This is a genomic window from Mesorhizobium sp. M00.F.Ca.ET.216.01.1.1, from assembly GCF_004010325.2.
Taxonomy (GTDB): domain Bacteria; phylum Pseudomonadota; class Alphaproteobacteria; order Rhizobiales; family Rhizobiaceae; genus Mesorhizobium.
The window spans coordinates 47168-58280 of sequence record NZ_SADR02000016.1; the positions used below are offsets into that span (position 1 = coordinate 47168).

Annotated in this window: 10 protein-coding genes and 3 pseudogenes; 4 read left to right on the plus strand and 9 right to left on the minus strand. The window is 59.2% G+C overall.

What is annotated here, in order from left to right:
* Positions 1-5: 5 nt before the first annotated feature.
* From EN859_RS20575 to EN859_RS20585, 3 genes are all read right to left on the minus strand, one after another.
* Positions 6-884 (minus strand): sugar ABC transporter permease, encoded by an 879-nt coding sequence (locus EN859_RS20575; RefSeq protein WP_126089933.1) that lies wholly within the window; start codon positions 882-884, stop codon positions 6-8.
* Positions 885-1261: 377 nt separating this feature from the next.
* Positions 1262-2275: a glucosamine--fructose-6-phosphate aminotransferase gene (locus EN859_RS20580; protein ID WP_126089934.1), complete on the minus strand. Its 1014-nt coding sequence runs from the start codon at positions 2273-2275 to the stop codon at positions 1262-1264.
* Positions 2272-3216: a BadF/BadG/BcrA/BcrD ATPase family protein gene (locus EN859_RS20585; RefSeq protein WP_126089935.1), complete on the minus strand. Its 945-nt coding sequence runs from the start codon at positions 3214-3216 to the stop codon at positions 2272-2274. Before EN859_RS20585 ends, EN859_RS20580 begins: the two co-directional genes overlap by 4 nt.
* Positions 3217-3506: 290 nt before the next feature.
* Between EN859_RS20585 and EN859_RS20590 the strand changes: the two genes are divergently transcribed.
* Positions 3507-4334, plus strand: coding sequence for a MurR/RpiR family transcriptional regulator (locus EN859_RS20590; RefSeq protein ID WP_029354755.1), 828 nt, complete (start codon positions 3507-3509; stop codon positions 4332-4334).
* On the opposite strand, the gene EN859_RS20595 is transcribed toward EN859_RS20590, so the two are convergent.
* The 6 genes and pseudogenes from EN859_RS20595 to EN859_RS38690 form a co-directional block, all read right to left on the minus strand.
* Positions 4331-5548: a D-arabinono-1,4-lactone oxidase gene (locus tag EN859_RS20595; protein WP_189350285.1), complete on the minus strand. Its 1218-nt coding sequence runs from the start codon at positions 5546-5548 to the stop codon at positions 4331-4333. The genes EN859_RS20590 and EN859_RS20595 overlap by 4 nt on opposite strands.
* 486 nt (positions 5549-6034) lie before the next feature.
* A pseudogene (locus EN859_RS20600) lies at positions 6035-6305 on the minus strand (IS110 family transposase); the annotation flags it as partial.
* Between the two features lie 224 nt (positions 6306-6529).
* Positions 6530-7260, minus strand: a pseudogene (locus EN859_RS38675) (IS110 family transposase); the annotation flags it as partial.
* 94 nt (positions 7261-7354) lie between these two features.
* Positions 7355-7507 (minus strand): annotated as a pseudogene (locus EN859_RS39385) (restriction endonuclease); the annotation flags it as partial.
* Between the two features lie 29 nt (positions 7508-7536).
* Positions 7537-7872, minus strand: a complete 336-nt coding sequence (locus EN859_RS38685; protein ID WP_210211059.1) for a hypothetical protein — start codon at positions 7870-7872, stop codon at positions 7537-7539.
* Complete coding sequence (locus EN859_RS38690; RefSeq protein ID WP_245455145.1) at positions 7853-7996, minus strand: winged helix-turn-helix domain-containing protein; 144 nt, start codon at positions 7994-7996, stop codon at positions 7853-7855. Before EN859_RS38690 ends, EN859_RS38685 begins: the two co-directional genes overlap by 20 nt.
* 768 nt (positions 7997-8764) lie before the next feature.
* Here EN859_RS38690 and EN859_RS20615 point away from each other — a divergent pair.
* The 3 genes from EN859_RS20615 to EN859_RS20625 all read left to right on the plus strand — a co-directional run bounded on the left by EN859_RS20615 (position 8765) and on the right by EN859_RS20625 (position 11100).
* On the plus strand, positions 8765-9145 hold the full coding sequence (locus EN859_RS20615) for a transposase (RefSeq protein WP_189350287.1): 381 nt from the start codon (positions 8765-8767) through the stop codon (positions 9143-9145).
* Positions 9142-9498: an IS66 family insertion sequence element accessory protein TnpB gene (gene tnpB / locus EN859_RS20620; RefSeq protein WP_027154943.1), complete on the plus strand. Its 357-nt coding sequence runs from the start codon at positions 9142-9144 to the stop codon at positions 9496-9498. Before EN859_RS20615 ends, tnpB begins: the two co-directional genes overlap by 4 nt.
* Positions 9499-9567: 69 nt before the next feature.
* The gene (locus EN859_RS20625) at positions 9568-11100 is read left to right on the plus strand and encodes an IS66 family transposase (protein ID WP_126089929.1); all 1533 of its coding nucleotides are present in this window, start codon (positions 9568-9570) and stop codon (positions 11098-11100) included.
* Positions 11101-11113 lie beyond the last annotated feature (13 nt).

Genomic DNA, 11113 nt, shown 5'->3' on the forward strand with positions numbered 1-11113 from the left:
TCGGCTTACCTCCCAACGCGAGTGGCCGAGATTTGGCGAATAGACCAAAAACACACGCCGACGATCGTTGTTGTGAATGCCACGAGAATTGCGGCGGAATAATCTAGATCGAGATATGTAAATGCGGTCAGAAAAGCGTAGAAGTTTAGGGGTTCAGTCGCCCCAGCCGGCCCGCCACCTGTCAACACGAAGATCACGGGGAAAATCCCAAGGACCTCTAAGGCTTGAAACACGGCGACGGCTCCCATCGCAGGTAAGACGAGCGGTATGGAAATATGCCATTGCGCCTGGGCCCAACTTGCTCCGTCGAGGTTTGCCGCCTCATAAATCTCGTCTGGGATCGAGTCCAAAGACGAGAGAAGCAGCAAAGCAACGATGGGAACGCCAAACCAAATCGATACGATGATCACGGAGATAAGCGCTGACGTTTTGCTTCCAAGTAAGTCAGCTTCGAAATTGTGACCGAACAAGCTTGCGAGATAAGACAAGCCGCCCACACCAGGAATGAGGAACAGCTTCCACACAATTCCGCCTACCGCTGGCGGAGTTATTGACGGAAGCAGGAAAGATGCTCGCATCCACCGTGTGCCAACGAGATTTTCCTTAAGCGCTATTGCCAACGCTAATCCACACAGTAATTGGAGGACGACGGGGACGACGACCAAAATGAACGTAACCAGCGCGGCGTTGATAAACCGACCGTCGGACAAGAACCGCGCGTAATTGTAAAGCCCGATAAAGCGCGTCTTTTCCGGGAAGGCTATGTTGAAGTCCCCGAACGAGAGGGCAACGACAGCTGCAATCGGGACGAGCGTCGCGAGACATAGGAACCCGATCGCGGGTGTAATGAGCGCCGAAGACACTTTAGGCCGGGAAGATGCCATCGTCCGTTAGTCCTGGAGTTATTTATTCTCGCCCTGAATGGGTCCCCAAGCTGCTGCCAGCAATGCTAAAGCGGGCTTCAGTAAGCAGAGGGCGTCACGATGCAGTGTTCCCCGTGGTGAGCTATTCGCGGCCGTCGACGTGATGAAGTGCCGAGACAATTCCACGGTGTATAGTTTTATTGTAGGGTTACCTTTCCAAGTTTCATACGCCTTTGGAAACAGAATGCTGCGCAGCATTCAATCGGCAGGCGAAGCACGACGCATTCTTGCCCGTCAACGGCCTCGAGACAGCGGGATCACTGCCACTGGCTCGCCATTGCTGTCTTGATCAGGGCCAAGAAGGATGCCCGGAACGTGTCATCTCGTGACGCGCGTGCTCAGACCCGGGGCTCCGATTCATTCACGGTCACCTTTGTGTCATTTTGGCTATAACGAAACTGGGCATCAGTAAGTCCGGCCGCGTCGGACAGTTCTGCGGCTAGCAGCTGAGCGGGCAGGATGTCCACGATTGATCGTCCCACACGGTTCTGCAAAGATGGCACCTTCACAACTGCTAGGTTTTTGGCGTCCTGAGGCGACTCGCTTGCGGTTACCAGAAGAACTGCACAGCCGATTTCAGCCAATTCCTGCGCCAATCGCACTTCGCGGCCGTCACCAAATATCAAAATCCCGGTTGCCTGATCCATCGATTCCATCGGGCCGTGCAAGTAGTGCAGCGTGTCTGCGACGCCGGTGGGCACCCTCGCAGCCTCGCGAATGAGCAAACAAGCCTCGCCCGCCGTACCCAAAGCCGATATCGCGCCAACGCAATCGATCGCCCGCTGGTCATGAAACATTTCTCCAATGCGTGCCATCCTTTTCGCAGAGGTTTCCAAGACCTCGCTTGCTATCAGAGGAATGTCGTTCCAATTGAAGCTGTCTTCACCGCAGAGCGCATCTATCAGCAGCCCGCCTGCCAGCAGCGAGCCTGTGTAGCCGGTGCTCGACGGCAGTGAATCCGGACCGGACTCGAAGCGAAGTGCTGCCGAAGCGGTGCGTGACAGCGGGTCGTTGCCTCCGCTTGTAATCGCGAGGGATGGTAACGTGCTGTGGATGGTGAGTGCAGCGATTGGCTCGATGCTTCTTCCTCCGACAGAAAAGACTATGATCGCGTCGCCAGGGTCCCCCGGCTCCATGAGATCGACTGCGCGCCAAGTATTTGCTCGTCTGCCGCGGCGTTGCAGCTCACCGGCCACTACCCCCGCTGCCTCGTAACTCGCGCCTATTCCTGTAACGACGACAGTCCCCTTTTCAAATGGCGCGAGATCAAGGTCGCGAAGCTGCGTTCCGACCACTTCCAAGGTATGGCGAAACTGATTGGGTTGACGGGCGATCGTTGACCTGTAAATCATTGGATATCCATATGTTGAGAGACAATTGAGGTCTCTGGGCCATCCCCGGCACTGCAAAGTTGCCGCGCCAAGACGCAGGCGCCTAAGACCGGCGGCTTGTCGAGGAAGGTGACCGCCACTGTCGCCCCGAAACGATCGGAAATTTGATGGGAGAACGCATTGGCTAAAAGTGGCTGGGCGAGGATGACCCCTCCGCCTACCACCACATCTTTGTCGGACACGCCCGCCAACTTCAGGTGGTGAACTAATTGGGTCAGGGCCGCTGCGCCCTCGTCAATAACGCGCTTAGCCAACGACGAGCCTTCATTGGCTGCGTAGAAGATAACGGGTGCGTGTCGCCCCAGAGCCGAGGCACCGCCTTCCTTCGCGATAGCGGTGCCGATGTTCGTGGGGCTATTCAGTCCAAATGCGTCACAAAGCGCTTCGACAAGCGGCTCTGACCTTGCCCCTCCGAGGTCAATGTGCCGTCGCACTACTCGACCAGCCTCACGTACTAAACCGGGAGCGCTCCCTTCGTCTCCGATTGCCCAGCCCCAACCGCCTGCGACATGCATCCTGCCTTTCTGGTCCCGAGCAACGGCGATTGAGCCAGTTCCCGCGACGACACCAATTCCGCTGGAAAGCCCCATGGCTAGGGGAAATAGCTCTGCATCGTTGACGACCCTCAACGGGCAGGCAAAATGATTGGAAAGTGGTTTTTGCACGATGGCACACTCGGCCTCATCATCACATCCATGAGAGCCAATCGCGATGCCGTTGGGAGCGGCGCCATCCGCAAATCCGCTGATTAGCGCGATTAGTCCAGGAATATCGTGGTGATAGGCTCCACAACGCCATTCACTGGTCCTCACCACCAAGTCGCGGCCCATGCCCTGTTCCAGGCAGCTTCTCAAATGCGTTTTGGTGCCTCCGATGTCGACACCAATCGATATAGAACCCATCTCGTCATCTCTGTTCGCATTCGCGCCCAGCGGCCGCGGTTCCAGTCTCTTGCTGAAGGAATATCACTTTCTTTTCGTCTGCGGAAGATGGTTTTTTTCATCATGCGCGACTCTCTCCCCGCGCGGCGATGATGGTCAAATGCCGTGCAAAAAGGCTGGCAGGCGGCTGGGGGCTCTAACGAAAACAGTGTTCACGGCTTGGCAATCTGCTGAAAAATTCCTATTGCTTTCACTGCCCGTGTCAATCAAGCCTAGGGAGCTGGAGCTCGGCGACATCAAGGGAATCGTAAATGCAGGAAAAGATCTTGGCGCGCTTGCGTTCGTCTCAGCCCAGCCTCAGTCCGGCGCTCCTTCGCATCAGTGAGTACGTCCTTAACGATCCCGCGAAGGTCGTGAACCAAACTATCACGGAGGTTGCTGACGGATCCGGATCGAGCGAAGCGAGCGTCTTGAGGTTCTGTAGAGACATCAAATTTTCGAGCTTCCAGCGTTTCAAACTGGCATTGGGGATCGAACTCTCCACTCACCAGACAATCAGACACGCCAGCCCGTCTGGTGACGTCATCGACGACACGCTGTCGACGGCCATCACCGCGCTCAAGCAGACAAAGGACCTGTTGAACCACGCCGCTCTCGAATTGGCGGCAAAACAGATCATACGAGCAAAAAGCATAGATCTGTACGGGTTCGGCGGCTCTGCGAATGTGGCCCGATACGCGCATTACTTGTTTGTTCGATTCGGACTGGTGTCGCGCGTGCTGGACGACCCACATCTCGCCGTCATGAGTGCAGTGAATCTCGGGCCGAAGCAAGTCGCACTGGCAATTTCGGAATCTGGCTCGAGCAAGGATACAATCAACTCACTTATGGCGGCCAAGGCGGCTGGCGCATTTACCATCGCAATCACCTGTCATATACGCAGTCCGATCGCTGCCAACGCGGACGCTGTACTGGGAGCATCCTCAACAGACACGCCCATCACGCGAGGAGCATTCTCCAGGGTCGCTGGACAATATTTGATCATCGACATCCTCGCCAACATGATCGCTAAAGATGGCAGCAAGTTCCAGGCGGCTATGCAGCGAACCGCAGAAGCCACCATAGATAAAAGCTTTTAGCTGAAACGTTCGCGCAGGTAGTCGTTCAGGAAGCGACCGTCCGGGTCGAAGCGAGCCCTTTGAGAAATAAAATCCCCGTATCTTGGGTACAAGCCTTCGATCTCGGACCGGCCCAGGCTGTGAAGTTTGCCCCAGTGCGGACGACCTTTTACCCAGGAAAAGATTGTCTCGCAATCGCGGATGAAATCCCAGTAGTCCTCTCCTGCTGCGCCGGACACCGATATCATTGCGGTCTTCCGCTCAAAGTATGGACTCAACCAAATATCGTCAGCCGCCACGGTTCTATACTCAACCGGGAATATCTGCGACGGATGCTTCGTCTGGATCAGCTTGCGTATTTCACGCAATACCGCCGGACCGTCCTCGTAGGGCACCGAGTATTCGCATTCGTTATGGTTCGGCATCGGAATTGAACCCGGAAATATCCGATAGCTGGGCCCTATTCTCTCGCCGGCCTGTGCTTCGACAGCTGCTGACGGCTGAGTTGTGACGTTCAGCGTTCTGATTTCGCAGACATCAGCTTTACTGCGCGTACGACCAATGCCAGACGTGTCGGGCAGGCTGTATAACGATGCCGAGTGTTCGGTCGGGCACCAGAACACGCGGAGGCTCCGGTTTTCCTGACATAGCTGATCCAAATGATCCATGCATTCTTCAAAATCCTCACGCCATATTTTGTCATGAAGATCAAAAGCAGGAACAAGCTTCATCGTGACGGAAAGCACCACGCCAAGCATTCCGAGACAAACTTTCGCAGCGTTGAGGACATCGATGTCTTGCGAAGCATCGAAATTGGCGATGGATCCATCGCCCATCGCTATCCGCATTCCAATTATCGGGCCCGCTAAGCATTGCAAACTATCGCCGCTGCCATGCGTACCCGTCGATACGGCCCCGCTCATCGTCTGCAGATCGATATCGCCCTGGTTGGGCAATGCCCAACCAGCAGAACGCAGTTCAAGGCCAACGTCACAAATCCGCGTTCCGCCGCGGAGGGTTACGCTGCCGTTGGTTGGGTCGATATTTTCGATCCCTGTTAGACGCTCCGCGGAGATTAGAACTCCGTCCGTGGGGACAATCGGCGTATAAGAGTGCCCCGTACCCACTACGCGGACGCGCAGATTGGTTGAAGCTGCTGTCTTGATCGTTCTGCAGACGTCATCGTCCGAACTTGGCATTTCAAAATGCTTCACCCGACAAACCTGATTGCTCACCCAGTTCCGCCAAATCATGCTAGGGCCGAGTGTCTGCGCTCTGGTCTCTGAAGAAGGCAATGGAGTTCTCCTTGCGTGTGTTTTCTCGCTGCTAGGTGCTAGGGCAGCCGCCTCGGCCCGCCAGAATAGGGTCGTCACGCTGTGCCCAGCGCCGACTCATTTTGGGCAGGCATGACGGATATCATCATCGACATAGATACAAAAGAAGATTATCTCCATTATAACTCGGTGCCCCGGCAAACCGACCATTGGCGCGGGGCAGCGGTGACCGCTGGTGGTCCACACTTGCTTCTCCCGTCGATGCGAACGGAAAATTATCGTTTCAGAGCCTTCACCCCACAAGAGCCGACGACTGGCACCGGCCGGTTGCGTCGGGCCTCACCACGTATTTCGTGCGAGGCTTTCGCCGAAGGACGCGTATGCTGTCTTGTGCACGTCAATCAGCCTGTTGGACAGTTCTGGCTCTTGGCCCGGCGGCCTTGCAGTGCAGGAGCGTTTGGCGAGTCCTGGCCCCAGCTCTTGACCTTGTCCTTGCCCTTGAAGCGCATCATCAGACGCCGCCTCATAGAGCGCGCGCCGCACGTCGACGTCGCCTGCCTTCGAGATGCGGCCCTGAACGTCGATCGAGGTGCCCGACTGCCGGCGTCGCGACCTCAGCCCGAAGTAGGCCGCGACGTCGCGCGAGCGGCGGAACCGCGTGGGATCGTCCATCGCCGTTCATGAACGAAAGCGCCGTCACCGGACCGACGCCGGGGATGAACGCAGCGCTCGAACCGTCGTGACGCACTCTTCCATCGGACGGACGGAGCATCGAAATCGAGCGCGGTCCGGCTGTCTCATTGTCGGCGCGGCGGCAGGCAGGATAACGTGGTTCAGTTGTTTCTGGTTTGCATCGGTGCTCATCCGCCGGAGCGGATCTCCTTGCTCAGATGGGGTCCGTCAGCGCGCCGGCGCCATGCGTTTTATCTGCCGCCGCACCGCTCATCGATGCGCTCCCAGCAGCTTGCGGTCCTTGACATGGGCGCGCCGCGTGGCATCGGCCTCGCTCGCGGCCGCATCGCCGACGTAAACGTCCATCGCTCCACATGGCGTGTATGATCACCGCCAGCTTGCGCGCCACCGCGACGCAGGCCTTGCGGTGGCAGGAGCGTTTGGCGATGTCCCGGCCCCAGCTCTTGACCTTGTCCCTGCCCTTGAAGCGCGTCATCAGTCCTGACGCCGCCTCGTAGAGCGCGCGCCGCACGTCCGCGTCGCCGGCCTTGGAGATCCGTCCCTGAATGTCGATCGTTGAACCGGACTGCCAGCGCCGCGACGTCAGCCCGAAGTAAGCGGCGACGTCGCGCGAGCGGCGAAAGCGCGTGGGATCGTCGATCGCCGTCATGAAGGAGAGCGCCGTCACCCGACCACGTCGGGAATAGCCATGAAGCGCCGGCACGGCTCGCTGTGCGCGACGATCCTCACGACGAGATCATGCAGCCGGCAGTACTGTCGCCACAGCGCCGCGCGCGCCGTCAGCATGGCGTCCATCAGCTCGGCCGACAACGGATTGTCCGCCACCGCCTGGCGTACCGCGCGTTCGAAGGCGCCACGTCCGACCTTGCCTAAGGCAGATGCCGAACGACTTCAGCGAGTGGCGGATGGCGTTCTCCAGGTCGAGGAACTTCGGCCTTCAGTTTGCGCCGGTGCGTCAGCAAAAGGCGCGTCCGGTAGCTCAATGGCTCGACGGACACGAACTCCGACGCCATGCTCGAACATCAAGTCGGCAAGTTGGCGCCCATCGAGCAGAATGACGCGTTGAGACAGGTGCTTCACGAATTCGTGGGCATGTGGGCTGAATGTCGAGGTGGTCACGAAAACACCCTTCGTCGCTCCTAGCCCTACCAGACTGCCGACGAATCCTTGAACATCAGGTCGCCCAATAGCGTTTGCGACAGCATAACGCTTCGCTTGAACATACACCCGATCGAGACCGAGCCGATCCTCGTTGATTACGCCATCAACCCCGCCGTCGCCCGAGCGCCAAGCTGGGCGGCTGCGTTCTTATGCGATCCGCCATAACCCATGGCGACAAGTAGATCGACAATGAGCCGCTCAAAGAAGGCCGGGCTGTTTTGGCCTATCCTGTCCAAAATGTCTGCCCGCAAAGCGGTTAGTACCGCCTGATAGGCACTTTCGATCTGCTCTTCCGGCGTCGCCTCCGTCGCGACGTCGGATGGCGTCTCCCCTGCACTATCATCGGACCCGTTGCCCTTGTAAAACTTCCTAAACTCTGGGTGTTTCAATAGCAGCTTCACGTCGATGCGGTCAGGGTCGCTGGTGAGCAATGACCGACCTGCTTCGGTGGCAACGAACCGCCCTCGTGCGGGAGGCGAGCAGTCCCGCTTTGCTCATGTAGAATTTCGCCCAGTGGATACGGTTGTGTAGCACGTGCTGCTTGCCGCTCGGCAACAGCTGCTCACGCTCTTCAGCGGTGAGACCAAACCGTGCAGCAATCTCGGCCTCGGCTAGTGGGCGGAGGTTTCGTCCTTCGAAGCGACCTCAAGAACCGGGAGCATGAGCGATTGGTAGCCAGGGATCGGCATCGTGCTTTCAGCCCTCGAATACACGGAATGCAGTTGAGGCGGCGAGCGCTGACACGTGGGAATATCCCCGACTGTCGGGGGCATTGCTTAAGCAAATTGATCTTTTGCCAAACGTCTTTATAGACAAAATGGGCTCTGGCGTAGAGGATTAGAATAGCCAATGGGAGGGGAACGAAATGCACAATGGTCGTAAAGAGAGCGAGCGGCTCGCCCATGCAAGACTGGTCCACCGCAGCGTAGAACGACCAATACAGGGCCGCTAGCCTGAACAAGGATGTGACGGCCGCGCAGCATGTTACCCAAGTGGCCAAACTATCGTCATTGATGACGATCTCTCGCTTTGCCGATTCCAAACGTGCCCGAAGGCTGCCGGCTGATGAGGGGTTTCTCACCTTTCTTGATCCGATTAGCGTTTCGATTGCCGCGATCTGGCGTGCAAGCGGTCCTCGAGGAACGATTGCCAGCTCTCTAAAAATCGACAGCGCCAAATTCAATAGTAAGCGGTGTTTCCGGACCACCTTTCGGGAGTGGTCGCGATCTGTGAGGTTGCCGATCCTGTATTGGGATCGGAGATCGGCTTGTGTCTGGACTTGACCTTACGCTTGACCCGGAGCGGCAGCTTCGGCGTTTCGAGGTGATCAACGGTGCCGGCGGTCGGCGTCACTGGTCGGTGGATGACAAGGCGCGGATCATCGCGGAGACGCTGGAGCCGAACGCAGTCATTTCCGAGGTAGCCCGTCGGTATGGCCTTAGGCCGCAGCAGGTCTTCGCCTGGCGCCGCGAAGCGTGCAAACCGGCCACTTCGGTGCAGCAAGATTCTCCTGCCTTTGTGCCGGCGGTTTTGGCGGCGGCGGAACCTGTAGCCAGCCGTTCACCGAAGCAGCGGAAACGGCAAGCCACCCGAGGTGCCGGCATGATCGAGCTTGAGATCGACGGCATCTCGATGCGCGTTGGCCGGGGCGCCGATACCAAGACGGTGGCGGCAGTGATCCGCGCGCTGAAGGCGACGTCGTGATCGGGCCGACGGGTGCGGTCAAGGTCATGGTGGCGACGAAGCCGGTGGACTTCCGCAAGGGTGCGGAGGGATTGGCCGCACTTGTGCGCGAGACCATGGGCGCTGACCCGTTCAATGGGGCGGTCTATGTCTTTCGGGCCAAGCGGACTGACCGGATCAAGCTGATCTTCTGGGATGGCACCGGGGTTTGCCTCTATGCCAAGCGTTTGGAGGATGGGGAGTTCCGCTGGCCGAAAGTGCATGACGGCATGATGCGGCTGACGGCCGCGCAACTGTCGGCGCTGCTCGAAGGTCTCGACTGGCGGCGTGTCCACGAGGCGCGCCGGACTCGCGTTCCAGCCCAGGCGGGCTGACCCGCGACGAAGTGAATCAGCCTGGATTCCGCTGTCGCGGACTGTCGGCGAATATGGTCTGATCCGCTCATGGCGATGACGGCTGACCAGCTTCCCGACGATCCGGATGCGCTGAAGGCGATGGTCCTGGCGCGCGACGTCGAGAATGCCCGTCTGATTCAGATCATCAAGGAATTGCAGCGTCATCGCTTCGGCCGGCGTGCCGAGACGCTCCCCGAGGATCAATTGCTGCTGGGGCTCGAAGAGGCCGAACAGATCGAGGCCGCCGGTGACGAAGAGCAGGCACAGACCGCTCTTGGCGAACGTCAGGCGCCTGTCGCCAAGCGCAGGGCGAACCGCGGCGGGCTGCCACCCCATCTGCCGCGCGTGGAGATGGTCGTCGACATCGAGGATCATGCCTGCCCGTGCTGCCGCAATGGCTTGCATCGGATCGGCGAGGACATGAGCGAGCGGCTCGACATCGTTCCGGCGCAGCTGCGCGTGATCGTCGTGCGCCGGCCCAAATATGCCTGCCGCGCCTGTGAGGATGTAGTGGTTCAGGCTCCGGCGCCCGCCCGGCTGATCGAGGGCGGCCTGCCGACCGAGGCGACGGTCGCCCAGGTGCTGGTCTCAAAATATGCTGACCACCTGCCGCTCTATCGTCAGGCGCAGATCTATGCCCGGCAGGGCATCAATCTCGACCGGTCCACGCTCGCCGACTGGGTCGGCCGCGCCGCCTGGCATCTGCGTCCGGTGCATGAGCGGCTGCTTGGCAAGCTGAAGTCCTCGCCAAAACTCTTCGCCGACGAGACGACCGCGCCAGTGCTCGATCCCGGCCGCGGCAAGACCAAGACAGGTCAACTCTGGGCCTATGCCCGCGATGACCGACCTTGGGAGGGGAGCGACCCGCCGGGCGTCGCCTATGTCTATGCGCCGGATCGGAAGGCCGAGCGTCCGATCGCTCATCTGGTGGGCTTTACCGGAATCCTGCAGGTCGACGGCTATGGCGGCTATCGCGTGCTCGCCGACAAGAGCGGCGTGACGCTCGCCTTCTGCTGGGCACATGTGCGCCGGCGCTTCTACGAGCTCGCCGCGGCCGGTCCCGCGCCAATCGCCAGCGAGGCGCTGAGACGGATCGCGGAACTCTATCGCGTCGAAGACGACGTCCGTCGACGATCGGCCGAGCAGCGCCGTGTCGTGCGCCAGGACAGGAGCCGCCCGATCGTCGTCGAACTCGAACCATGGCTTCGCGAAAAGCTCGGGCTGATCAGCCAGAAGACAAAGCTCGCCGAGGCGATCCGCTACACGCTCTCGCGCTGGGAAGGCCTCTCGCGCTTCCTTGACGACGGCCGCATCGAGATCGACAGCAACACCGTCGAACGCTCGATCCGTCCGATCGCGCTCAACCGCAAGAACGCGCTCTTCGCAGGCTCTGACGGCGGCGCCGAACACTGGGCAGTCATCGCCTCGCTGATCGAAACCTGCAAGCTCAATGGTGTCGAACCGCTCGGCTATCTCGCCGATGTCCTCACCAGGATCGTCAACGGCCACCCCAACAGCCAGATCGACGATCTCCTGCCTTGGGTCTACATCAACAAGCTCCAGCTCAAGGCTGTGGCCTAAGAACACCGCTTAC

What these genes read in the sequence shown, in the direction of transcription:
- EN859_RS20575 (WP_126089933.1), bottom strand. Translation starts at nt 884, where the DNA reads ATGGCATCTTCCCGGCCTAAAGTGTCTTCGGCGCTCATTACACCCGCG.
- EN859_RS20580 (WP_126089934.1), bottom strand. Translation starts at nt 2,275, where the DNA reads ATGATTTACAGGTCAACGATCGCCCGTCAACCCAATCAGTTTCGCCAT.
- EN859_RS20585 (WP_126089935.1), bottom strand. Translation starts at nt 3,216, where the DNA reads ATGGGTTCTATATCGATTGGTGTCGACATCGGAGGCACCAAAACGCAT.
- EN859_RS20590 (WP_029354755.1), top strand. Translation starts at nt 3,507, where the DNA reads ATGCAGGAAAAGATCTTGGCGCGCTTGCGTTCGTCTCAGCCCAGCCTC.
- EN859_RS20625 (WP_126089929.1), top strand. Translation starts at nt 9,568, where the DNA reads ATGGCGATGACGGCTGACCAGCTTCCCGACGATCCGGATGCGCTGAAG.